Origin of the sequence: Rheinheimera aquimaris, from assembly GCF_020531985.1 — a bacterium.
Classification (GTDB): domain Bacteria; phylum Pseudomonadota; class Gammaproteobacteria; order Enterobacterales; family Alteromonadaceae; genus Alishewanella; species Alishewanella aquimaris.
In genome coordinates this window covers 1-22,294 of sequence record NZ_JAJAVQ010000008.1, presented here as the reverse complement: position 1 = coordinate 22,294, position 22,294 = coordinate 1, and the positions used below count along the sequence as shown (strand labels likewise).

22 protein-coding genes are annotated in these 22,294 nt (G+C 48.8%); 10 read left to right on the top strand and 12 right to left on the bottom strand.

The window, feature by feature from the left end:
* Positions 1-12: 12 nt before the first annotated feature.
* From LHL18_RS19040 to LHL18_RS19025, 4 genes are all read left to right on the top strand, one after another.
* Positions 13-504 (top strand): hypothetical protein, encoded by a 492-nt coding sequence (locus LHL18_RS19040; RefSeq protein ID WP_226768272.1) that lies wholly within the window; start codon positions 13-15, stop codon positions 502-504.
* Entirely contained in the window at positions 504-2,054 is a 1,551-nt protein-coding gene (locus LHL18_RS19035) for a GMC family oxidoreductase (protein WP_226768271.1), read from the top strand. Before LHL18_RS19040 ends, LHL18_RS19035 begins: the two co-directional genes overlap by 1 nt.
* 94 nt (positions 2,055-2,148) lie before the next feature.
* Positions 2,149-3,531: a sensor domain-containing protein gene (locus LHL18_RS19030; protein WP_226768270.1), complete on the top strand. Its 1,383-nt coding sequence runs from the start codon at positions 2,149-2,151 to the stop codon at positions 3,529-3,531.
* Between the two features lie 72 nt (positions 3,532-3,603).
* Entirely contained in the window at positions 3,604-5,616 is a 2,013-nt protein-coding gene (locus tag LHL18_RS19025; RefSeq protein ID WP_226768269.1) for an amidohydrolase family protein, read from the top strand.
* 16 nt (positions 5,617-5,632) lie between these two features.
* Here the strand turns inward: LHL18_RS19025 and LHL18_RS19020 are convergent, their stop codons facing one another.
* On the bottom strand, positions 5,633-7,246 hold the full coding sequence (locus LHL18_RS19020) for an NAD(P)/FAD-dependent oxidoreductase (protein ID WP_226768268.1): 1,614 nt from the start codon (positions 7,244-7,246) through the stop codon (positions 5,633-5,635).
* Positions 7,247-7,393: 147 nt separating this feature from the next.
* Here LHL18_RS19020 and fdxA point away from each other — a divergent pair, with 147 nt between their 5' ends.
* Positions 7,394-7,720: a ferredoxin FdxA gene (fdxA, locus tag LHL18_RS19015; protein WP_226768303.1), complete on the top strand. Its 327-nt coding sequence runs from the start codon at positions 7,394-7,396 to the stop codon at positions 7,718-7,720.
* Between the two features lie 9 nt (positions 7,721-7,729).
* Here the strand turns inward: fdxA and LHL18_RS19010 are convergent, their stop codons facing one another.
* The 3 genes from LHL18_RS19010 to LHL18_RS19000 form a co-directional block, all read right to left on the bottom strand.
* The gene (locus tag LHL18_RS19010) at positions 7,730-7,870 is read right to left on the bottom strand and encodes a DUF3149 domain-containing protein (RefSeq protein WP_134058468.1); all 141 of its coding nucleotides are present in this window, start codon (positions 7,868-7,870) and stop codon (positions 7,730-7,732) included.
* Positions 7,871-7,958: 88 nt separating this feature from the next.
* Complete coding sequence (locus tag LHL18_RS19005) at positions 7,959-8,435, bottom strand: TIGR02444 family protein (protein ID WP_226768267.1); 477 nt, start codon at positions 8,433-8,435, stop codon at positions 7,959-7,961.
* Positions 8,428-10,335, bottom strand: coding sequence for an ABC transporter ATP-binding protein (locus LHL18_RS19000; RefSeq protein WP_226768266.1), 1,908 nt, complete (start codon positions 10,333-10,335; stop codon positions 8,428-8,430). The genes LHL18_RS19005 and LHL18_RS19000 overlap by 8 nt, the downstream gene beginning before the upstream one ends.
* 104 nt (positions 10,336-10,439) lie before the next feature.
* On the opposite strand from LHL18_RS19000, the gene LHL18_RS18995 reads away from it, so the two are divergent.
* Positions 10,440-10,646 (top strand): YheV family putative zinc ribbon protein, encoded by a 207-nt coding sequence (locus tag LHL18_RS18995; RefSeq protein WP_226768265.1) that lies wholly within the window; start codon positions 10,440-10,442, stop codon positions 10,644-10,646.
* On the opposite strand, the gene LHL18_RS18990 is transcribed toward LHL18_RS18995, so the two are convergent.
* Both LHL18_RS18990 and LHL18_RS18985 read right to left on the bottom strand, forming a co-directional pair.
* On the bottom strand, positions 10,643-10,870 hold the full coding sequence (locus tag LHL18_RS18990) for a SlyX family protein (RefSeq protein ID WP_134058456.1): 228 nt from the start codon (positions 10,868-10,870) through the stop codon (positions 10,643-10,645). The genes LHL18_RS18995 and LHL18_RS18990 overlap by 4 nt on opposite strands.
* Positions 10,857-11,837, bottom strand: a complete 981-nt coding sequence (locus LHL18_RS18985) for a WD40 repeat domain-containing protein (protein ID WP_226768264.1) — start codon at positions 11,835-11,837, stop codon at positions 10,857-10,859. The genes LHL18_RS18990 and LHL18_RS18985 overlap by 14 nt, the downstream gene beginning before the upstream one ends.
* Positions 11,838-11,942: 105 nt before the next feature.
* Between LHL18_RS18985 and fkpA the strand changes: the two genes are divergently transcribed.
* Positions 11,943-12,683, top strand: coding sequence for an FKBP-type peptidyl-prolyl cis-trans isomerase (fkpA, locus tag LHL18_RS18980; RefSeq protein ID WP_134058450.1), 741 nt, complete (start codon positions 11,943-11,945; stop codon positions 12,681-12,683).
* 54 nt (positions 12,684-12,737) lie between these two features.
* On the opposite strand, the gene rsd is transcribed toward fkpA, so the two are convergent.
* A complete protein-coding gene (gene rsd / locus LHL18_RS18975) occupies positions 12,738-13,223 on the bottom strand; it encodes a sigma D regulator (RefSeq protein WP_226768263.1) in 486 nt (161 codons plus the stop codon).
* Positions 13,224-13,370: 147 nt separating this feature from the next.
* Here rsd and nudC point away from each other — a divergent pair, with 147 nt between their 5' ends.
* Positions 13,371-14,165 (top strand): NAD(+) diphosphatase, encoded by a 795-nt coding sequence (gene nudC / locus LHL18_RS18970; protein WP_226768262.1) that lies wholly within the window; start codon positions 13,371-13,373, stop codon positions 14,163-14,165.
* 285 nt (positions 14,166-14,450) lie between these two features.
* Positions 14,451-15,530 carry a uroporphyrinogen decarboxylase gene (gene hemE, locus LHL18_RS18965; protein WP_226768261.1) on the top strand — a complete coding sequence of 360 codons (1,080 nt, stop codon included), beginning with the start codon at positions 14,451-14,453 and terminating at the stop codon, positions 15,528-15,530.
* 34 nt (positions 15,531-15,564) lie between these two features.
* Here hemE and LHL18_RS18960 read toward each other — a convergent pair whose 3' ends face one another.
* The 3 genes from LHL18_RS18960 to LHL18_RS18950 form a co-directional block, all read right to left on the bottom strand.
* Positions 15,565-16,926: a TonB family protein gene (locus LHL18_RS18960; protein ID WP_134058438.1), complete on the bottom strand. Its 1,362-nt coding sequence runs from the start codon at positions 16,924-16,926 to the stop codon at positions 15,565-15,567.
* Between the two features lie 128 nt (positions 16,927-17,054).
* Positions 17,055-18,479 carry a Si-specific NAD(P)(+) transhydrogenase gene (gene sthA, locus LHL18_RS18955; RefSeq protein WP_226768260.1) on the bottom strand — a complete coding sequence of 475 codons (1,425 nt, stop codon included), beginning with the start codon at positions 18,477-18,479 and terminating at the stop codon, positions 17,055-17,057.
* 86 nt (positions 18,480-18,565) lie between these two features.
* Positions 18,566-19,684: an acyl-CoA desaturase gene (locus tag LHL18_RS18950; protein ID WP_134058432.1), complete on the bottom strand. Its 1,119-nt coding sequence runs from the start codon at positions 19,682-19,684 to the stop codon at positions 18,566-18,568.
* A gap of 99 nt (positions 19,685-19,783) precedes the next feature.
* On the opposite strand from LHL18_RS18950, the gene fabR reads away from it, so the two are divergent.
* Positions 19,784-20,392 carry an HTH-type transcriptional repressor FabR gene (gene fabR / locus LHL18_RS18945; protein WP_134058430.1) on the top strand — a complete coding sequence of 203 codons (609 nt, stop codon included), beginning with the start codon at positions 19,784-19,786 and terminating at the stop codon, positions 20,390-20,392.
* Here the strand turns inward: fabR and trmA are convergent.
* Both trmA and LHL18_RS18935 read right to left on the bottom strand, forming a co-directional pair.
* On the bottom strand, positions 20,389-21,477 hold the full coding sequence (trmA, locus tag LHL18_RS18940; RefSeq protein WP_226768259.1) for a tRNA (uridine(54)-C5)-methyltransferase TrmA: 1,089 nt from the start codon (positions 21,475-21,477) through the stop codon (positions 20,389-20,391). The two genes, fabR and trmA, sit on opposite strands and share 4 nt — an antisense overlap.
* Positions 21,478-21,613: 136 nt before the next feature.
* Positions 21,614-22,102, bottom strand: a complete 489-nt coding sequence (locus tag LHL18_RS18935) for an RNA recognition motif domain-containing protein (RefSeq protein ID WP_226768258.1) — start codon at positions 22,100-22,102, stop codon at positions 21,614-21,616.
* Between the last annotated feature and the right edge of the window lie 192 nt (positions 22,103-22,294).

Sequence of the window (22,294 nt, the reverse complement as noted above, 5' to 3'; positions counted from 1 at the left end):
GGGGTTGTAGTAATGAACAGACGCCAATTTCTTTTCAGCGGTCTGGCGTTAGGCGCCAGTGGCAGCCTGTTGCTGGCTGGTTGGCAGTTTAGCCTAAACCCAGACGAAGATAACCGGGACTGGGTGTTGTCTGCCATTCTGCCAGCATTGTTGTACGGCGCTTTGCCTGAGGATGCGACCTTAGCACAGGCCGCACTGCAACGCAGCAAAGCCGCTGTAATTGATTTCACGGCTTTTTTACCGTTAAGCCAGCAACAGCAGTTAGATCAGCTGTTTAATCTGCTTGCTAACCGGCTAAGCCAGCTGGCGCTAACTGGCCATATTACAGCTTTACCGGCGTTGAGTGTTACCACACGGCTTGGCCTGCTTAACAGTTGGCGCGACAGTTACCTGTTGATACTGCAACAGGCTTATCATAGTTTGCGCGAGTTGCTGTATGGCGCCTTCTACGGCCAGCCACAGCACTGGCAACAGCTGAATTACACCGCCCCGGAATTTCGCTAATGGTTGACCATATTAACGCCGCTTTGTTCAGTTCGGATCAGCATTTTGATGCGGATATCGTCATTATCGGTTCAGGCGCTGGTGGTGGCATTGCTGCGGAGCAACTGACCCTGGCTGGCTTTAACGTGCTACTTCTGGAAGAGGGCGCCTGGTATACGCGTGATGATTTCGTGATGCAGGAGCGCTGGGCTTACCCCAACCTATATCAGGAAGGCGCGGCGCGTAAAACGCGCGATCAAGCCATAGGCATTTTGCAGGGCCGTACCGTAGGGGGTTCAACAACCGTTAACTGGACCACCTCTATCCGAACACCTCAACCCACACTGGCTTACTGGCAAAGTGAGTTTGGCGTTAATTTTCAGGCACAGAACGACCTGAAGCCATTTTTTGCTAAGGCAGAGCAGCGGCTGAATATCCAGCCGTGGCCCGTACCGCCGAATATGAATAATGCCAGGCTGCAGCAGGGGTGTGAAACCCTCGGCTGGCATAGCAGTGTGATTAGCCGCAATGTTAACGGCTGCGCAAACCTGGGCTATTGCGGTATGGGGTGCCCGATTAATGCCAAGCAATCGATGTTGGTCAGTACTATTCCAGCTGCAATGGCAAACGGGGCCAGACTGATTTCGCGAATTTCTGTACGCAAGCTGCGTTGGCAGGGCGAGCAGGTTACAGCGGTGGAAGCTGTGCCGGTAGATCAGTATTTTCAGCCGCGCAGCGATGTACGTATTACGATAACCGCTAAGCACTATATTGTTGCCGCCGGTGCTATTGGCTCGCCCGCACTGTTGCTGCGCTCAGAAGTACCCGATCCGTCAGGCCGGCTCGGCAAACATACCTATTTGCACCCTTCGGTTATTTCCGGCGCCTTGTTTGATGAAGCCGTAAATGGGCATAGTGGCGCCCCCCAATCGGTGTATTCGGATCAGTTTGTCTGGCCAGCGGATAACGAGTTGGCCGGCTACAAGCTTGAAGTGCCGCCGCTGCACCCGGTATTAATGGCCACTAAACTTATCGGCAGCGGAGCGCAGCACGCTGCGTTGATGCAGCAATTTAATCATCTGCAGGCGACGATAGCATTATTGCGTGATGGCTTTCATCCACAAAGCCAGGGCGGTAGCGTAATGCTGGATCAGCACCAACAGCCAGTGCTTGATTACCCGATCACAGATTATTTATGGCACGGCATACGCCGGGCTTTGCTGTCGATGGCAGAGCTGCAGTTTGCCGCTGGCGCGCGCCAGGTATTGCCAATTCATCATGATGCCAGCTTATATAGCAGTTGGGCAGAAGCAAAAGCGGCTATAACTCAGTTGCCAATGCAGATACTGCGACAGACCATAGTGTCCGCGCATGTGATGGGTGGCTGCAATATGAGCAGTAGTGCTCAACGCGGCGTGGTTGATCCTTACGGCCGGCACAACCAGCTGGGCAATCTTTCAGTGTTTGATGGTTCAGTGTTACCCACCAGCCTAGGCGTCAATCCACAGCTGACGATATACGCTTTGGTGTGGCGTAACTGTGAACAACTGATTGCTGAGTTGTCGCCTTAGCAACTTTGCTTTAAAAATCAGCTGATACCGCCTGTTATAGTTCGCCGGGCGTGCTAAGGTTTAAATAGTTTCCTGCTGTATCCAATGCCCACTGATGAATACTGATAGTTATAAAGCGCTAAGTAATTATATCGATTTACTGCTGGATGCCATCTGTGTGGTAGATAAGTTTGGCCGCTTTGAATTTGTCAGTAAAGGTGCTGAGCGCATTTTTGGCTACACGCCGGAAGAAATGTTGGGCCGGCTGATGATTGAGCTGGTACACCCGGATGACCGCGAGCGCACATTAAAAACAGCTGCAGAGATTAATGCCGGAGCGGTGAAAGTCGATTTTGAAAACCGTTATATCCGCAAAGATGGCCAGATTGTTCACTTATTATGGTCGGCACGCTGGTCTGCCATCGATAAACGCCGTGTTGCTGTGGCGAGGGATATCAGCCGCAGTAAAAAAATTGAAGCGCGTCAGGCAGCGTTGTACGCCATTTCTGAAGCGGCTTTTGCTTGTGATGATCTTGAAGCACTTTACCAATGTATTCAGCAGATTGTCGCGGAGTTAATGCCGATGTGCCGTTTTGCCATAGTGCTGCCGGCTGCGTCTGGCGCGTCGTTATATTTTGCTCATAACGCTGCCTTGAACAGTGGTGACGATGAGCATAGCGGCTGTGATGTGCTGGCGCTGTGTGCTGAGGTGATGCACCGCTCTGAGACTATTTTGCTAACCACGGGTAACCAGGGTGAATTATCGGCGAAGCTGCGTAAGCTTGTCGGTAGCACAGCTATAAACTGGCTTGGTGTGCCACTGAAATCACAAAGTGCGGTTATTGGCAGCCTGATGGTGCAGAACCAGCCAGACGCTGCTGGCTACAGCGCCAGTGAGGTAGAGCTGCTGGAATTTGTTTCGGTTCAGGTAGCGGTTGCGATTGAACGCAAGCAAATGCTGCAGCGGCTGCAGCGCAATGCGTTATACGACCAGTTAACCCAGTTACCGAACCGCGAATTGTTTCAGGACAGGTTGCAATCAGCTCTGGCCAGAGCGCAACGTGATGGTGAGCAGTTTGCGTTGTGTTATCTGGATCTGGATAAGTTTAAACACATTAATGATCATTTTGGCCATCAGGCAGGTGACGAGCTGCTACAGCAAACCGCGCAGCGTGTTGTGCAGTGTTTACGTCATAGCGATACGGTAGCAAGAATGGGCGGCGATGAATTTGTGGTGTTATTACCTGTCGTTGAGCACAGTGACGCTGCACTGCAACTGGCAGAGAAAATCCGCCTGGCATTGAACGCACCTTTTGCATTAACCGGCCAGCTGCTACAGGTATTGCCCAGCATCGGTGTTGCTATGTTTCCGCTGCATGGGCAGTCCGGCAGTGCTTTACTTCAGGCAGCTGATCAGGCGATGTATCTGGCCAAAAAAGCCGGCGGTAATCAGGTGGTGCTGTCGGCCGCTGCGAGACAACAACCTTGTGCCGGCTAAGGTGCACTAACATGGCACAGTAAGTTTGAGCTGCTATAGTTTCTGGGTTTATTAATTCAGAAAGGACGCTCAATGAAAATCCACTCCGCGATTTTGGTCAGTCTGTTGTTCACCGTAACCACGGTTGTAGCGGCAGACAAAACTGTTACCAACAAACTCTATTCCGAAAAAGGTGAAGCCGGGCAGCAGGTCGTCACAGAAAAAAGTGATGGCAGTTTTGATGCCTCGTTGAATTTAAGCTGGAATAACAGGGTTGTTACGATTAAAGAAAGCCTGAAACTGAATGACAAAGGTATACCCGTTGCCTTCAGTGCCACCGGAACCTCGGCGTTTGGGGCGCCTATTGCAGAGGAATTCAGCCTGGTCGACGGCGTGGCACGTTGGGCGGGCAATAAAGATGAAGGCATGCTGCAAACATCGCAGCCGCGGTTTTACGTACCGGCCGATGAAGCGGGTGCCGCCAGCCATGCGCTGATGAAAGCGCTATTAGCCTCGCCGACCGGTTCTGTTGATTTATTTCCCAGCGGCACAGCAAAACTGGATAAGCTCAAAACGGTTACCATTAAAAATGGCGATAAGAGTGAAGAGGTCAGCTTATATGCTATTAGCGGCCTGGCGTTTAATCCCTCTTTTGGCTGGTTTGATAAGGATGGCCATTACTTTGCGCAGGACTTCAGTGGCTTTATGCGGGTGATCCGCGATGGCTACAGTCTGGAAAACTTCGCTGAACTCACCGCTATCCAGAAAAAAGCCGAAAATGATTATCTGGCTGATATCGCCAAACACCTGAGTCATAGTTACGACACTGTGCTGCTAAAGGGCGGTAACGTCGTTAATGTGCTGGATAAGACGCTGTTGAGAAATACCGATGTTTTGCTTAAACAAGGCAAAATTGTCGCAGTAGGTAGCAAGCTTAGCGCACCCACCGCTGCCAAAGTGGTTGATGTAAAGGGTAAAACTTTGGTGCCGGGTTTGTGGGATATGCACGGACATTTATCAAAGAACGATGGTTTACTGAATATCGCAGCAGGGGTAACCAGTGTGCGTGATATTGGTAACAATCATGACAACATCATGGAAATTGACCGGCTGTTTAACAGTGATGAGCTGATAGGCAATCATGTATACCGTGCCGGCTTTTTTGATAAGCAAAGCGAGTACTCAGCCGGTCTGTCGGTAAATTCTTTGGCTGAAGCGCATGAGAAAATTGACTGGTTTGCAGATAACGGTTATCTGCAGATTAAGATCTACAGCTCTATTGATCCTAAGTGGGTAGCGCCGATAGCTGAGCATGCGCATCACCGCGGTATGCGCTTAAGTGGTCATGTACCGGCCTTTATGACAGCACAGCAGGCGGTAGATGCCGGTTTTGATGAAATTCAGCATGTAAATATGTTGTTTTTGAACTTCCTCGCCGGTACTGAAGTTGACACCCGCACCCAGCTGCGTTTTTCTCTGGTCGGTGAAAAAGCCGCTAGTCTGGATTTAACCAGCAAACCGGTAAAAGACTTTATTAAACTGTTGGCAGATAACCAAATTACCATAGACCCGACTGTCGCGACTTTTCGTAGTTTGTTGCTAGGGAAAAACAAGCAGGTAGACCCGGAGTTTGCCATGGTTGCTGACCATCTGCCACCCGGTGTGGTACGCCAGTTAAAAGGTGCTGTGATGAACGTTTCTGCCGAGATGCAACCGGTATATCAGCAATCGGCCGATGCGCTGGTAACAATGGTTAAGGTACTGTTTGATGCTGGCGTACCTATAGTCCCGGGCACTGACAATATCGCCGGTTTTACGCTGCATCGTGAGCTTGAACTCTATGCCAAAGCGGGTATACCGCCGCTTGATGTGTTGCGGATTGCCAGTCTGGAACCTGCCCGGCTGGTAGGCGCTGCTCATTACAGTGGTTCCATCACCGCCGGTAAAAACGCCGATTTACTGGTGATTGATGGCGACCCGACAAAAAATATCAGTGATATACGTAAGGTGGCACTGGTGTTTAAAGGTTCTCATTATTACAAACCGGACGAGTTATATCCGGTGGTGGGAGTTAAGCCGTTTACCGCCTCACTGACGCTAAATTGACAATATAAGTGGGCGCTTAAGCGCCCACTTCCGACAGCATTGCCAATGCGACAGCTTCTGCCACTTTAATGCCGTCTATGCCAGCCGATAAAATACCTCCGGCGTAACCCGCGCCCTCACCAGCAGGGTATAAACCTTTGGTGTTGATGCTTTGATAATCTGCGCCGCGTTTAATACTGATGGGCGATGATGTGCGGGTTTCAACGCCTGTCAGTAAACCGTCTGCTTTGGCGAAGCCTTTAATTTGCTTATCAAAGGCCGGTATCGCTTCGCGTAGTGCGGCAACTGCAAAATCCGGCAGCGCCTGCGCTAAATCGGTTAAGGTAATACCCGGTGTATAAGATGGTTTCACGTCACCCAGTTCGCTGGACGCTTTGCCAGTGAGGAAATCACCAATCAGCTGCGCTGGCGCGTGGTAGTTTTCGCCACCGAGTTTAAAGGCTTGCTCTTCCAGCTGGCGCTGTAGTGCAATACCAGCCAGCGGATGGCCGGGGTAATCGCGCTCTGGGTCAATACCTACTACTATGGCGCTGTTGGCATTACGTTCATGGCGTGAGTACTGACTCATACCATTTGTTACGACGCGGCCGCTTTCAGATGCGGCGGCTACCACAGTGCCGCCCGGGCACATACAAAAGCTGTATACACTGCGGCCATTAGTGCAATGATGCACCAGCTTATAATCGGCAGCGCCCAGAATAGGGTTACCGGCATTTGGGCCAAAGCGGCACTCGTCAATCATCGATTGCTCATGCTCAATGCGAAAACCAATCGAGAACGGCTTGGCTTCAACGTATACACCTTTGTCGTACAGCATCTGGAAGGTATCACGGGCACTGTGGCCAACCGCCAGCACGATGTGGCGGCTGTGAAGTTGCTCGCCGCTGGATAATGTCAGGCCTGTGAGCTGGCCATCGGTGATATGCAAATCGTCAACGCGGCTGCTAAAGCGTATCTCTCCGCCCAGCTCAATAATGTTGGCCCGCATTTTCTCTACCATCGCTACCAGTTTGAAGGTACCGATATGTGGTTTGCTGACATACATGATTTCGTCCGGTGCACCGGCGGCAACAAACTCACTCATCACCTTACGGCCATAATGCTTTGGATCTTTTACCTGACTGTAAAGCTTGCCGTCAGAAAACGTGCCGGCACCACCTTCGCCGTACTGCACATTGGATTCGGTATTCAGCTCTTTGCCGCGCCAAAAGCCAAATGTATCTTTGGTGCGTTCGCGCACCTCTTTACCACGCTCAAGAATAATTGGCTTAAATCCCATTTGCGCCAGCAGTAAACCGGCAAATAAACCGCAGGGGCCAAGACCAATGACAATGGGACGCTCGCTCAGGTTTGCTGGCGCTGTTGCGACAAACTTATAACTTGTGTCGGGGGCCGGTTTCACGTGTGGATCTTTAGCAAATTTACTCAGCAGCGCAGCTTCGTTGTCTGTTTCAATATCCAGCGTATAAATGAGCTGGATATCAGACTTTTTACGGGCGTCAAAACCGCGTTTAAAAACATGCACGCTAAGCAGTTGCTCGGGTTTAATGTTTAACTTTGCAATAATGGCGGCATTGATGGCGCTTTCATCATGGTTTAACGGCAGTTTAATTTCGGTAAGGCGCAGCATAAGGGTTCCGTATCGGTGTCATAGCCGCCGGCGGCAGCTCACAAGATGGCTGCTATTTTACGTCAATTAATGCTACAACGGCCAACTTGTTTTTTCAGTCTGCTACAGTATGATCGCCAGCCTGAGCAACAGGGAACACTTTTTATTATGGCCTTTGTGGTACTGGATAACTGTATTAAATGCAAATACACCGATTGTGTGGCGGTATGCCCGGTCGACGCATTTTTTGAAGGGCCGAATTTTCTGGCAATCAGCCCAACCATTTGCATAGATTGTGGTCTGTGTGAGCCAGAATGTCCGGCCAATGCTATAGTGCAGGAAGATAAAGTACCAGCAGAACAACAAGCCTTTATTGCGCTAAATGCAGAGTTGGCTGAGCTGTGGCCGAATATCCGCGAAGTTAAACCGGCACCCGCCGACGCAGATGCCTGGAATGGAATACCGGATAAACTGCAGTATTTGCAGGTTGATTAAGCGGCCTGCTTATTTTTCGTCTGATTCGGCGTGACTTACTTTATATAGAAAGTACCAAGCGTAAAACGCGCATAAGCCAATCACTATTGCCAGGCCGGTAAACGAGATAAAAATCACCGGGTCGCGGGTAAATTCATGCCACAGGTTCATAATGTTGCCCTCGTACTAAGCTGATGGGCTAAGTGTAGAGAGGGTAAAGCAGTATTTATCTGACCCAGATCAAACTTCGCGCGGGGCCTTAGCGCAAACTGGCAAAGGCTTGACGCAGATCAAATAATGGCTGTTGATAGGCCGTGATGTCATTGGTTAGTTGTGCCAGATAAAGCTCCATCAGCGGGGCAGCCGAGTCTGTTAACGGCGGGCAATGCTGCACTAAAAGCTGCTGTTCTAATTTCTCCAGTTGCAGCTCGGTTTGCAGCAAACTTTGTTTTAACTGGTGTTGCTGCTCTGTTGTCAGCATAGCGGTGTTGCTTTGTTTACGCAGTGCGCGCAGCGGCTGAGTAAACTGCACACTAAAACGCTGCAACATAGTGCTCAGTTGGTAGAGTTGGGCCCGCGTCAGGCTAAGCTGGCGCTGCTCCAGCAAGCACAGTAACAGCAGCAGGTTAACATTAGCGCCATGTTCATCCTGCAATCTAAGACAGGCTGGTTTCACCTTTGGGTATAGCACCAAGCTGAATTGCCACAGTTCGTCAGCGCTAATTCTGTCAGCCATTTTGCTGCCAGAATTGTTCGGTTTTTTGCTCCAGCTCTTCCTGAGCCATAAACCAGTCTTCTTCAATACCGGCAAGACTGCTGCTGGCACTGGCTTGTTTGGCCAGCAATTCCGTCAGTTCAGCTTTGCGTTTGGCGTCATATATCTCCGGATCGGCCATTTTTTCTTCAATGACAGCCAATTCTTTGGTGAGCTTTTCCTGCTGTTGCTCCAGCTTGTCAATTTTTTGCTTCACCGGGCGCAGCAAATTGCGCAGGTCCGCTTCGAGGCGTTTCTGATCTTTTCGCGGCGCATTGCTGCTTGCTGGCGCTTGTACGGCTGCAGCACTAGCAGCTTTGCGGGCGTCTTGCTGCAACCACTGGTAGTAATCGGTAAGGTCACCATCAAAGGGGGCAACGCGGCCATGGGCTACCAGATAAAACTCATCAGTACAGCTGCTTAACAGATGGCGGTCGTGCGACACAATAACGATAGCACCCTCAAACTCTTGCAGCGCCATCACGATGGCCTCGCGCATATCTAAATCAAGATGGTTAGTCGGTTCATCCAGCAGCAGCAGGTTAGGGCGCTGATACACAATTAACGCCAGCACCAGACGGGCTTTTTCTCCGCCGGAAAATGGTGCGCAGGCTTCCAGTGCTTTATCGCCGTGAAAACCAAAGCCGCCCAAAAAGTCGCGTAACTTTTGCTCTGGAACCTGCGGGTCTAGCCGCACCAGATGTTGTAGTGGTGAATCCTGTGGTCGCAACGTTTCCAACTGGTGCTGGGCGAAGTAGCCCAGACTGACACCATTGGCGAACCAGACATCACCACTTTGCGGTGCCATGCTGCCGGAAAGCAGCTTAATCAGCGTTGATTTACCGGCGCCATTGCGGCCCAGCAGACCAATACGGCTGCCGGGTAACAGCTGAAACTTTATCTGGCTTAAAATGACTTTATCGGCATAACCGGCTTGCACATTGTCCATTTTAAGCAGCGGGTTTGGCAGCGCCTTGGGTTCGCGAAAACTAAAGCTAAACGGCGAATCGACATGTGCTGGTGCCAATATAGTCATGCGCTCCAGCGCTTTGATCCGGCTTTGCGCCTGCCGGGCTTTAGTGGCTTGTGCCTTAAAGCGGTCGATAAACTTCTGCAAGTGCGCAACCTGACGCTGTTGCTTTTCAAAATTAGATTGTTGCTGTGCTAATTGCTCTGCACGCTGACGCTCGAACTGGCTGTAGTTACCTTTGTACAATGTCAGGGTCTGGCGTTCGATATGCACAATATTGTCTGTTACCGCATCCAGAAAATCGCGGTCATGGCTGATAAGCAGCAACGTACCCTGGTAATTACTCAGATACTTTTCCAGCCACAAAACGGCGTCCAGATCCAGGTGGTTGGTGGGCTCGTCCAGTAGCAACAGTTCAGCGCGTTGCATCAGTGCGCGTGCCAGGTTCAGCCGCATCCGCCAGCCACCGGAGAATGACTTTACCGCTTGCTGCTGGGCTTCACCGCTGAAACCCAGACCATCCAGTAGTACACCGGCTTTGGCTTCTGCCCGGTAACCGTCCAGAGCCTCTATTTGTAAATGTACTGCGGCTAAGTCTGATTCGCTGCAGCCAGTACGAACTTTTAGCAGTAATGGATAAAGCTGCTCATCGCCCTGCAGTACATAGTCCATAGCACTGCAGTCCAGTGCTGGAGTTTCCTGTGCTACGGTAGCAATTTGCCAGCTGGCCGGAATACTGACATTACCGGCATCGGCGTGCAGTTTATTTTGCAGCAGGGCAAACAGGCTGGATTTACCACAACCGTTGGCACCGACAATTCCCACCTTTTGCCCCGGAAATACGGTAAGATCGGCACCCTGAAATAAACACTGAATACCACGGCGCAGTTCGACCTGTTGCAGCTGGATCATGTTTTTACCTGTGTAACTGAATTGGGCTGCTAATTTACCCGTATAAAGCCAACAAACCAAGGCTTGGCGTGTAAAATTGCCGCAGCAAACAGACGGGAAACCAAATGACAACACGTAAAAAGAAACGTTTTATTGCCGGTGCCAGTTGCCCTAAATGTAAGGCGACGGATACGATGATGCTGTTTCTGGAAAATAACGTTGAAAAAGTAGAGTGCGTAGCATGCGGCCATCAAATGGTACAACCGGAAGCGCAGATAGCTAAAGCCAGCCGCGCTGCTGAGCAGGTAATAGGGGTTTTTAAGCCCGATTAATAGTGCGGTGGTGGCGGCTCTTCTTCCGGCCGCAAAATACCTTGCTCATCCGGTAAGTTACGCAGCTTTTCCGCCAGTAACATAACTTGCTGTTGCAGACGGTCTATTTTCTTTTGGTGTTCCAGCAGTTCATTGCTCAGACTGTTAACGGTGTCTTCCTGAAAAGCCAGCTTGCTTTCCAATTCAACAATGTGCAACTGCAGCTCTTGCTCATTTACTGTCATGTTTTATCTCCCATACTTCGGCAATGCCACTGGAGCTTTCGCTGATAAGTTGATTGTTGTCTAAAAAAGCCACGGCATGCACCACGGCGCTGGGTGGTCTGCTATCTGCACGAACAGACACCTGCCAGCTTTGCAGCTCTCGACCAGTTTGTATATCCCATAGAGCCAGCTTGCGGGTCGGGGCACCGGTCGCCAGATACTTGCCATCGCTACTGAAACGCACAGCACTAAACACTTGCTGACGGGCGGTAAATTGCAACTTGCTGACTAACTGACCGGTTTGGATATCCCAGATTTGGGCTAAGTCCTGACTGTCGGCAGTAAAGGCGTACCGGCCTTGCGGATCAAGCGCTACTTTGGTTACCCGGCTAGGGTGGCTAAAGCTGTATATAATCTGGGCGCTTTGCGTGTCCCATAAGTGTGCTTTGTAATCGTTACCTCCGGTCAGTGCATAACGACCATTAGGGGACATCGCAACACTGTTAATACGCTCTGTATGGCCTAAAAACTCCAGCCGGCGGCCACTGGCCAATGTAATATGCTGCACGCCGCCATCACTTTTGCCAATCAGTAAATGGGCGCCATTATCTGACACTGCAACATCCCGCACCGTGGCGGCGTCAATCTGCCAAAAACCGACGTTTTTGCCACTTGCTATATCCCATAGCGCATAAGTGTTCTGATCTGCAGTTAACACATGACTGTTGTTATGGCTAATCGCCAGGCTAAATACCAGGTTTTCCGCGTTGTCGAGATGCTTCCATTGATACTTCAGGGCATTATTTTGCAAGTCCCATAATGCAACACCATCCTGAATAGACGACACCGCACTATAGCTGGCATCGTCTGATAAGGCTGCAGCATAACTGCCTTGCGCAACATGCGGCAATTGTTCTACCGGTGGTGAAGTTGTTAGTTTTTCGCAGCCACTGAGCAGTAAAAGCAGAAAAAACACAGGATATTTCATGTCGGGTGTTAACCTCATCCGCACAAACCGTTAGTATAGGTCAGTTCATTGGACACTATTAAAACATACTTTTGCAGCCTGGCTGCGTAAATCTTGGAGAACCGAATGCGCTTAGTCACCAAAATGTCACTGGTCGCAGTGGCTGTTATTACCCTTACCGCCTGCCAAAAAGAAGCTGAGCAGAAGCCTGCCGCACTGGATACCGATGAAGCAAAGCAATCTTACAGCTTAGGCGTATCAGTTGGCCGGTATCTGGACAGCACGCTTGATGAATACAGCAAAATGGGCTTGTCGTTAGATAGCGCATTAATTTTACGTGGCGTGCAGGATGCGGTGGCAGACAAAACTGCGCTAACCGAAGAAGAAGTACAAACCATGATGACGGCACTGGAAGAGCAGTTCCGCGAAAAGCAAACCGCTATTGCTGAAGCAGAAGCTGCTCAGGCTGTTGCGGCCGGTAAAGCCTATCTGGAAGAAAACGCCAAGAAAGAGGGCGTAAAAGTGACAGAATCTGGCTTACAGTATGAAGTGTTACAAGCTGCAGAGGGTGCCAAACCTAAAGCTACTGATACTGTAAAAGTACACTATACCGGCACTTTAGTTGATGGCACCAAGTTCGACAGCTCTGTTGACCGTGGTGAGCCAGCGCAATTCCCTCTGAACCGCGTGATTCCGGGCTGGACCGAAGGTGTACAACTGATGAACGTGGGTTCAAAGTACAAGTTTACTATTCCGTCTGAACTGGCTTACGGCGAGCGCGACATGGGCGTTATCAAGCCAAACAGCGTATTGGTATTTGAAGTAGAGTTACTGGATATTATCCCTGCAGAAGCTGAAGAAAAATAATTAGCGACAGCAATAAAAAAAGCGGCTGGATGCCGCTTTTTTTATCTGTGCTGTTTACGCAGACAGGCTATTGTCAGTGTGTTTCTCGTACAAGGTATGGATAAGCTCATCTTCATACGCAAAGCGCTCTTCCAGGGCTTGTCCCAACTCGGACAATTCCCGGTCAAAGGCACCGCTATGACGGGTGCTCAGATGATCGGCATACAGGTCATTAAAATTCAGTGCTAAGTCGGTTGAGATTGCAATTTTTGGATAAAGGCTATCGGCAAGTTTACGGCTGTCAGTGCCATTTACTGCACATTCAGAGACAATACGTTCATAAACTTCGAAGTGGCCTGCTGATAAATAGTCGACCAGTAACTGGCAAAACTCCTGAACCGCAGACTGGGCTGGCAATGTTGTGCGCTTATCATCAAAGGGCGGCAGAGATGCCAGTTTACAATAACTGACGATAAGCTGCTGCCGTTCATCCAGCCAGTTATCGATGGCAGTTAATGAACCACCCCATTTTTGACGCGCTTTTTGCAAACGGGTGTACATTGCCTTCTCCTTAAGTACAGCAACTACGCTGCGAATAGTGTCTAATTAAATGAATTTTGCGGTAAAGATCAACCGTTTTTTTATTGGTCAGCCCAGTGAACAGCATTATCATAGCATCGGATTACAGAGTACCGCAGAGGGCAACAGATGATCAAACATAGTCTCAATGTAGAAGCGCAATCTTATGGTTGCTGGTTTGTTGTCAACCGGGGGCGGATTTGGCTGAATAAAGCCGGGCAGGTGCCGGTTGGCGAATACCGGGAGCTAACATTGTCTGCTGAACCAGAGCAGGTCTGCCTCCTGGGACAGGACAACGACGTCAATGCTTATCTACTGATTAACCACGACCAGATAACAGACGATGAGCACTGGGTGTCACCGCGTGAGTTACTCAGTGCAGGCGAAAGTATTTTTGAGCTGGCAGCACGCGCAGTGCAGGTTGCCTTATTTTTGCAGACTCACCGCTTTTGTGGGCAGTGCGGCAGCGCTATGAATCTGGTGAACTGGGAGCTGGCAATGCTGTGCAATAAATGCGGGCATCGCTGTTATCCGCGCATAGCGCCGTGCGTACTGGTGGGCATTTTTCACAATGATAAGATTTTGCTTGCCCGCTCCAGCCGCCATCGACCCGGTTTTTACTCTATTCTGGCTGGTTTTGTAGAGTCAGCAGAGACATTAGAGCAGGCTGCTGTGCGTGAAGTCAAAGAGGAAGTGGGTATTGATATTACTAATTTGCGCTATGTCGGTAGCCAGCCCTGGCCTTTCCCGCATTCGCTTATGACCGGCTTTATTGCAGATTATGCCGGTGGTGACATCGTCTGCCAGCCACAGGAAATTGAGGAAGCAGGGTGGTATTCATTAAAAGAGCTACCGCAAGTACCTCCGATAGAGACATTGTCTGGCCAAATCATTGCGCAAATACAGCAAATGACAGGAAAATAGAGCATCTTCTGCATAGCGGGGATTTTTGCCAGCAGGAAATTGTGGCATGAACAGCAGAAAATAAAAAAGCCACATAAAGTGGCTTAACTAAATTTTTGCGAGGTCCCGTTGGAACGGGCTTCTTACTTGTTATTCTTCACTAGCGCAGAACTGTTATAGCAAAACAATTTGCGGATGACAAGCACCTATCACAAAAAACATGAACCAAGCATTTACAGGGAAAAAATAGGCGTCACGCCTGCGCAGTGATAAAATAGCCGCAATTCTGTGAATGGCGGGCTAGATATGCAATTAAAAAATGATCGATACCTCAGAGCTTTATTAAAACAACCGGTAGACAGAACACCGGTATGGATGATGCGTCAGGCTGGCCGTTATTTGCCAGAGTATCGTGCAACCAGAGCCCAGGCCGGCGATTTTATGTCGTTATGCAAGAACCCTGAATTAGCATGTGAGGTGACGCTGCAGCCTCTGCGTCGCTATGCGCTGGATGCTGCCATTTTGTTCAGTGATATTCTGACGGTCCCTGATGCAATGGGGTTAGGGCTGTATTTTGGTGAAGGCGAAGGTCCTAAGTTTCAGCGCCCGGTGCGTGACTTTCTGGAGATTGCAAACCTACCGATCCCAGATCCTGAACAAGAACTGCGTTATGTGATGGATGCAGTTCGTACCATCCGCCGTGAACTGGATGGCAGCGTGCCATTGATTGGATTTTCAGGCAGCCCGTGGACACTGGCAACCTATATGGTTGAAGGTGGAAGTAGTAAAACGTTCGGTACCATTAAAAAAATGATGTTCAGTGAGCCAGAAGCACTGCATCTGTTGCTGGATAAACTCGCCCAGAGCGTGGTGCTGTATTTAAATGCACAGATTGCGGCAGGTGCACAATCTGTAATGATTTTTGATACCTGGGGTGGGGTACTAACGCCGCGGGATTATCAGGAGTTTTCGCTTGGGTATATGCAGCAAATCGTCAATGGTTTAACACGTGAAGCTGACGGGCGTAAGGTGCCGGTAACCTTGTTTACCAAGAATGGTGGCTTGTGGCTGGAAGCGATTGCAAACACTGGCTGTGATGCGTTAGGGCTGGACTGGACTATTAATATCGCTGATGCCAAAGCGAGGGTAGGTGATAAGGTTGCCCTACAAGGTAATATGGACCCGGCAATTCTGCTTGGCTCTCCTGAGCGTATCCGTCAGGAAGTTCAGATGATTCTGGATGGCTTTGGTCAAGGCAGTGGTCATGTGTTTAATCTTGGCCATGGCATTACCCCTGATGTAGATCCTGAGCGGGTAAGCGTATTTATTGATGCAGTGCATTCTTTTAGCCGTACTTATCATATGAGCGCAGACATCGCTGAGTAAAAAGAAAAACCCCGGCAATGCCGGGGTTTTCATCTCAGTTATTGCCAGCTGAGGCAGTCTGATAGTCTGCCAGCAAATCTTCAAAGTTCTGTATTGTCCAGTTACGGCTGCGTGCCTCTTCTAATGCCTGGCGCAGCATAGATTCTCCTCTTCCTTGCTGTCCCAGCTCAATAAAAGCAACACCCAGAGTAGACAACAAATTCGGGTTATTCGCATCAATTGCTCTTCCTTGCTCAGCCAGACGGATGGCTTTGTTCGGGTCTCGCAACGTTGGGTCATCTGACATCGCTAGTAAAGCGGCATATTCCGCTATCGCAGGCATATACTCTTGCAATGCCGCAACTTCGAGATAACCAGCGGCTTTGTGAGGATTATAGTTTACGTTGTTGCTGTCTAGTAACTCCTGTGCAAGCAGATAAGCTGCCTTAGGGTCACCACTGTCTGCTGATATCGCTAACCAGTTTACAGCTTTATTTTGATCGCGGTTGCAACCATTACCGGTAACAAGACACTGCGCTAACCTGTATTGTGCCGGTGCATAACCGTTAATAGCTGACTGCAGGTACCAAGGCAATGCATCTGCACCTGAAATGATGCGGTTTTCTGCCAATAATGCATAAAGGTACTGATACTTTGCTGATTCTGCTTTTGCCGCGGCCAGAATGGCATCCAGGTACTCCTGATTTTCGCGCTCAAATTTCCGTGTCTTCGTTGTGCCATAGGCCTTAATGCGGAAGGTATGCGCCTGCATTTCCATTCTAACCGGCGTGCCGTACAAATCTTTGGGTGGCTCAAAACGCCAGTTCTGCACGGCTTTAATGACATATTCGTTGATCGAGTCAACCGGGAAAGATGCAACGACGTTGACGTTATCTGTTTTGCCATCTTCTGTGATGTCATAATGCACCACGGCCCATGCAGCAACACCTGCCCGTTCAAAGTATCCGGGGTATTCAGGTTCTGACTGACTAATAGGTTTTACACGTGAGTTGGCCTGGACATAGCGGTTAGCGGTCGGGTACAGATTGCCTTCCAACGCAGCTTTGCCAAACTGATCATTAAGGCTGGTAAACACTTCTTTACCTTCGCGCCTTGACTGTAATTTAGTGCGCAGTTCCCGGTACTGTTCTTCTGCTTTTGGGTGATTACGTTCCTTGGCGATCAGTGTCCAGGCGTAAGCAAGGTTCATATCCGGGTCAACACCTAAGCCTTCAGCGTACATCCGGGACAACAGAAATTGTGCTTCAAGATGCCCTAATTCAGCCAGTGTTTCGAGTTGAGGTTTTGCCAGCGCATATTCCTGCTTTTCAAATAATGCTTTTGCTGTCGGAAAGTCTGCATGTGCCTGCCAAGATAGTAAACACAGCAGTGCTAATGCGTACTTAAGCTGTACCATATAAACCCCACCAAAACTAATTATTTAATTATTATGTAATTGAGTTTACAACGAAATATCAGGCAAAACAAAAATAAATGTTACAGCTCTACAGTCGTCATTATTTTATTCAAATTCAATAAATTAGCTTAGAATAATCTATTTAGTCCATTCAGAGCCGCTACCCGGTAGGCTTCTGCCATCGTTGGATAATTAAAAGTTGTATGAACAAAGTACTCAAGCGTATTACCACCGTTCTTCTGCATCATAATGGCCTGTCCTATATGAACAATCTCGGCAGCCCGTTCTCCAAAACAGTGAATACCGAGGATCTCTAACGTATCCCGATGAAATAGCAATTTGAGGCTACCGACATTGGTATTGGCAATTTGCGCCCGTGCCAGATGCTTAAACTGAGCCCTGCCAACTTCGTATGGAATTTTTGCCGCAGTCAACTCCTGCTCTGTTTTGCCAACAGAACTCATCTCCGGAATGGTATAGATGCCGGCTGGAATATCCGCTATCAGGTGGCCGTCGAGGTTACCTTTGACAATAGCTTCACCAGCTAATCTGCCCTGGTCGTATGCTGCGCTGGCAAGACTCGGGTAACCAATAACATCGCCTACTGCGTAGATGTTGTTCACGCTGGTCTGATAATGGCTGTTCACTTTTACCAGGCCGCGGCTGTCTGCTTCCAGCCCTATCACGGACAGGTTCAACATGTCGGTATTGCCAGTTCGGCCATTGGCAAATAAAAAGCAATCAGCTTTCATTTTTTTGCCTGATTTTAAATGCAGCACTACGCCATCTTCTTTGCCTTCAATCCGATCAAACTCTTCACCATGACGGATTGTCATGCCAGAGTTCCAAAAATGGTAACTTAAAGAATCGGATATTTCGGTATCCATAAAAGATAACAGTCGGTCCCTGGTGTTGACTAAATCAACGCGCACACCCAGGCCGCGGAAGATAGACGCATATTCGCATCCGATAACACCAGCGCCATAAATAATAATATGTTTGGGGTCATGCTGTAGTGACAGGATAGTATCTGAGTCATAGATCCGGTTATGGTTAAAGTCGACTTCAGCAGGACGATATGGCCGTGAACCTGTAGCGATAACGATCGTCTTTGCACTTAATTCAAAGCAACTGCCGTCATCACTGCGGATACTTAAGTGATGCTTGTCGATAAAACGCGCTTCTCCCTGGTACATTCTGACCTGGTTGCGGTCATAAAAGCCGCTCCTTAGCCTGACTTGTTTGCGGATCACACCGGCAGCGTGCTTTAAAATTTGTGAAAATGTCAGCTTGGTATGTTGCTCATCCAACTGAAACAGCGGGTTCTCATTAAATTCAATCAGTCGGCTGACGGAATGACGTAAAGCTTTGGATGGAATTGTGCCCCAGTGAGTGCAGCCGCCTCCCACAGACTGATAGCGTTCTATGGCGGCAACTTTAAGGCCGCTTTTAGCCAGATACATGGCTGCACCTTCGCCTCCAGGGCCGGTGCCGATAACAATGGCATCAAAATCAAAGTGGGCTTTCTTTGGCGACGTATTTTTTCCACTCACGCTATCAATCTCGCTGTTTTCATTGATTTATATCTGAGCATATCAGGTATCGGGCACAAAAAAAGAGACCGGAGTCTCTTTTTCTGTTAGCTAAAAGCGGTGACTAAGCGTTGCCAGTGCTGTTGTTGTTGCTGCAAATGCTGCTTAAACTCGAGATAACGATGCTTAAAATCAACCGCCTGATACTGCGCCATCAGCTGTTCTTTACGCTGTAACAGTATCTGCTTTTTCAACTGATAATAGTCCTGCATTCTGGCAGACAAGATTTCATATTCGTGCTCAAGTAACTGCAGCAACTGTTCAGCGTTGGGGCGCAGTTTCACTTGCTCTCTGGCGCGCAGTAATTGCATCTTCGCCTTAGCTTGTTCAATTCGCTCTTCCGGCACAGTACGAAGATTACTGGTGAGGCCTAACCATGACGCTGCTTTGATAAACCATTTGGTCGGATCAAACTGGTACCACTTAATACCATTGCGATAATCAGACTCAAAAATATGATGAAAGTTGTGATATCCCTCGCCATACGTCAGTAACGCCAGTAAGCCATTGTCACGGGCAGAGTTCTGGTCGGTGTAAGGCTGCTTTCCCCATATATGCGCAAGAGAATTGATAAAAAACGTAAAGTGATGGCTAAGAACCAAGCGTAATACGCCGGCAGAGAGCAGCATACCCAACACGTTCCCGGTGAATAACCCCAACAGTAAAGGAATGCCGAAGTTAGTTAAGACAGTAAGCCACAGATAATTGCGATGTTGCCACATTACAATAGGGTTCTTCTGCAGGTCGCGCGCATTGTTGTAGTCCGGTTTTTCAACACCCGGGTAGTCGCGCAACATCCAGCCTATGTGGCTGTACCAGAAACCGCGGCCTGCAGAGTACGGATCTTTGTCGTTGTTATCGACATGACGATGATGCACACGGTGGTCTGCCGACCAGTGCAGCGCACTATTTTGCAGTGCAAATGCGCCGCCAATGGCATAAATCCACTGCAGCAAAGGATGTGCTTCGTAAGTTTTGTGAGCCCATAGCCGGTGATAACCTGCAGTAATCGACATGCCGCAGTATCCCAGGCAAACAATAGTGGCAATAAGTTCTGACCAGCCAAAACCTACCGTCAGGGCATACCAGGGGACGCCAATGAGTGCGACCAGAGTAGTGATTGAAAACAGCAGGACATTGGTCCAGATGATCGGAGCTTGTTTCATAAATGGTCGCTTTAGCTTACAACTGTTCGCTCATTTTACTGGTCACAAACCGCCGGTCAAGGTATATGATAGAGCTTTTCGGTGAATAAAAGGATTTCTGTGTCAAGAGCAGAGCAAAAAGAGCGTACCAGAAGGGCCATTATTAATGCCGCTTTTTCTCAACTTAGCGCCGACAAGAGTTTTGCCAGCCTGAGCTTACGTGAGGTAGCGCGTGAGGCCGGTATCGCCCCAACATCATTTTATCGCCATTTTGCCGATATGGACGAGTTGGGCCTGACCCTTGTCGACGAAGCGGGCTTAATGTTACGGCAGTTGATGCGCCAAGCCAGACAACGCATTGAGAAAAATGGTAGCGTCATCCGCACGTCAATAGAAACCTTTATGGAGTTTGTTACTGGCCATAGCAATGTGTTCCGGTTATTGCTGCGGGAGCGTTCGGGTACTTCAGCTGCATTTCGAAGTGCAGTGGCTCGTGAAATACAGCATTTTGTTGCTGAGCTGGCAGAGTATCTACGCAAAGAAACTACCTGTCCGGATGAGCTGGCCAGAGCACAGGCAGAAGCTATGGTGACCTTGGTATTTCACACCGGGGCAGATGCACTAGACGCGCCTTCAGATCAATATGCTTATCTGACCAGCCGAACTATTACGCAGTTAAGGTGGTTAGCCCATGGGGCGGCCAGTTATGGCCGCAAACATAAAGATTAACGTTTTCGCAGCCACACACCGGTTTCAATATGGTGGGTGTAAGGAAACTGATCAAAAACCGCAAGCTTCACAATGTAATGACTTTGCATGAGTGCCTGTAGATTTTGAGCCAGGGTGTCGGGATTACAGGAAATATAAAGAATATCGTTAAACCGGCTGACCAGCTCAACCGTGCCATCATCCAGCCCTGCGCGTGGTGGGTCAACTAACACGGTATCAAGCTGCATATCCTTCAAATCAAGCTGCTTTAATTTGCTGCCATCTTGTAATGCTGCCGATACATCTTCGGCTGGCATCTGCAGCACCTGAAGGTTGGTGACATTGTTCAGTGTAATATTGTACTGGGCAGATTTAATTGAGGTTCGTGAGATCTCCGTGGCAACGACTTGGCCGAAGCAAGGCGCTAAAGCAATAGAAAAGTTACCATTTCCACAATACAATTCAAGCAAATCACCGGATAGCTGTTGTGATACAGCCTTTGCCCAGCCGAGCATTTTTCGGTTAACTTCACCATTGGGCTGGGTAAAGCTCCCCTCAACTTGCTGGTATTTTAGTTGTTGGCCGTCCAGCTCAAACTGCTCAGTGACATAATCATTAGTTACCATCAGCTTCTGTTTACGCGAGCGGCCGATGAACTTTACTTTATAGTGGGGAGCTAAAGCTTCGGTCAGCGCTTTAGCCTGATCCAGCCAGCTATTTGTCAAAGGCCGCTTATATATAAGGGAGACCAGTAGCTCACCGGAAAGTGTCGCTAAATAATCTACCTGATATAACTTGTAACGCAGCTCATGATTAAATTGGATATTGTTTAATAGTACCGGCATAAAGTCAGCTATAGTGCGGCAAGCTACCGGAAAGTAATCAATCCTGACCTTGTCCCGTGTTTGCGGATCAAACATGGCGTGATAAATGTCATCGCCGTTGTGCCAGATACGAAATTCAGCTCTTAATCTGTAATGTTGGGGCTCAGATGCAAATATCTCGATGGGTGGTGCTTTGAATTCACTCAGCAATTGCTGCACTGTATTACTTTTATCAGACAGTTGTTGGGAATACTGCTCTGGGAAAACCTGACCTACGCTCATCGGACACTCGACTAAACTAAAACGGCTATTTTATGCCAGAGTAACACCCGAGCCAACAGCCAATCGTCTTAATGATGAGTCTCAAACAAAAAAGAGAGGCATGGCCTCTCTTTATCAACTTGACGTTACGGCGATACTATTCTTCGCTATCGTCGTTATCCTGCCGCTCTTTCGCTTCGCGAACTTTTAATGTGCGCTCCTGGAAATTAAAGTCGTTAAGCTTTTGAATCATTTTGCTACCGTCTTTTGCTGCTACTTCAACGAAGCCGAAGCCGCGGCGGCGGCCTGTTTGTCTGTCTTTCATCAATCGAACATTAATAACAATACCAAAACGCTGGAATAACTCTTTTACTGCGTCTTCATTTGCACGATAGGGCAAATTGCCAACATACAACGTTGTGGTCTCACCTTGATAGTCTACAGCCTTACTGGTCTGTAGCACCGGGTCTGTGGTGCCACCTTTAACATCTAATAAGACCGGAATCAGAATGCCTGCGAGAAGTACACCAATAACAACGAAGATTTCCTGACCAAGCCCCAGCACAGGAAGAAAAGCAAAGCTTAAATAAACCAACACAGCTAAAGCTAGTGTATATGGCAAAGAAGCACGAAAAGTGGGTAACATAATAATATCCTAAGCACTTAATTATATTTATCGGAATGCTTTAATCAGATAAAGCAGCCTTATCTTAGCGGTTAGCAGATAAACCGCAACCACTAACAGTAGTCCTCTTCATAGAGCTTTGAGCTAAAAGTGCACAGAAAGCTGGTTTAGTAAGCAAACGAACCTAAAAACTGAATTAATCGCACTTTAGGT

Coding starts and splice junctions, on each gene's coding strand:
- LHL18_RS19040 (WP_226768272.1), top strand. CDS start 13: ATGAACAGACGCCAATTTCTTTTCAGCGGTCTGGCGTTAGGCGCCAGT.
- LHL18_RS19035 (WP_226768271.1), top strand. CDS start 504: ATGGTTGACCATATTAACGCCGCTTTGTTCAGTTCGGATCAGCATTTT.
- LHL18_RS19030 (WP_226768270.1), top strand. CDS start 2,149: ATGAATACTGATAGTTATAAAGCGCTAAGTAATTATATCGATTTACTG.
- LHL18_RS19025 (WP_226768269.1), top strand. CDS start 3,604: ATGAAAATCCACTCCGCGATTTTGGTCAGTCTGTTGTTCACCGTAACC.
- LHL18_RS19020 (WP_226768268.1), bottom strand. CDS start 7,246: ATGCTGCGCCTTACCGAAATTAAACTGCCGTTAAACCATGATGAAAGC.
- fdxA (WP_226768303.1), top strand. CDS start 7,394: ATGGCCTTTGTGGTACTGGATAACTGTATTAAATGCAAATACACCGAT.
- LHL18_RS19010 (WP_134058468.1), bottom strand. CDS start 7,870: ATGAACCTGTGGCATGAATTTACCCGCGACCCGGTGATTTTTATCTCG.
- LHL18_RS19005 (WP_226768267.1), bottom strand. CDS start 8,435: ATGGCTGACAGAATTAGCGCTGACGAACTGTGGCAATTCAGCTTGGTG.
- LHL18_RS19000 (WP_226768266.1), bottom strand. CDS start 10,335: ATGATCCAGCTGCAACAGGTCGAACTGCGCCGTGGTATTCAGTGTTTA.
- LHL18_RS18995 (WP_226768265.1), top strand. CDS start 10,440: ATGACAACACGTAAAAAGAAACGTTTTATTGCCGGTGCCAGTTGCCCT.
- LHL18_RS18990 (WP_134058456.1), bottom strand. CDS start 10,870: ATGACAGTAAATGAGCAAGAGCTGCAGTTGCACATTGTTGAATTGGAA.
- LHL18_RS18985 (WP_226768264.1), bottom strand. CDS start 11,837: ATGAAATATCCTGTGTTTTTTCTGCTTTTACTGCTCAGTGGCTGCGAA.
- fkpA (WP_134058450.1), top strand. CDS start 11,943: ATGCGCTTAGTCACCAAAATGTCACTGGTCGCAGTGGCTGTTATTACC.
- rsd (WP_226768263.1), bottom strand. CDS start 13,223: ATGTACACCCGTTTGCAAAAAGCGCGTCAAAAATGGGGTGGTTCATTA.
- nudC (WP_226768262.1), top strand. CDS start 13,371: ATGATCAAACATAGTCTCAATGTAGAAGCGCAATCTTATGGTTGCTGG.
- hemE (WP_226768261.1), top strand. CDS start 14,451: ATGCAATTAAAAAATGATCGATACCTCAGAGCTTTATTAAAACAACCG.
- LHL18_RS18960 (WP_134058438.1), bottom strand. CDS start 16,926: ATGGTACAGCTTAAGTACGCATTAGCACTGCTGTGTTTACTATCTTGG.
- LHL18_RS18950 (WP_134058432.1), bottom strand. CDS start 19,684: ATGAAACAAGCTCCGATCATCTGGACCAATGTCCTGCTGTTTTCAATC.
- trmA (WP_226768259.1), bottom strand. CDS start 21,477: ATGAGCGTAGGTCAGGTTTTCCCAGAGCAGTATTCCCAACAACTGTCT.
- LHL18_RS18935 (WP_226768258.1), bottom strand. CDS start 22,102: ATGTTACCCACTTTTCGTGCTTCTTTGCCATATACACTAGCTTTAGCT.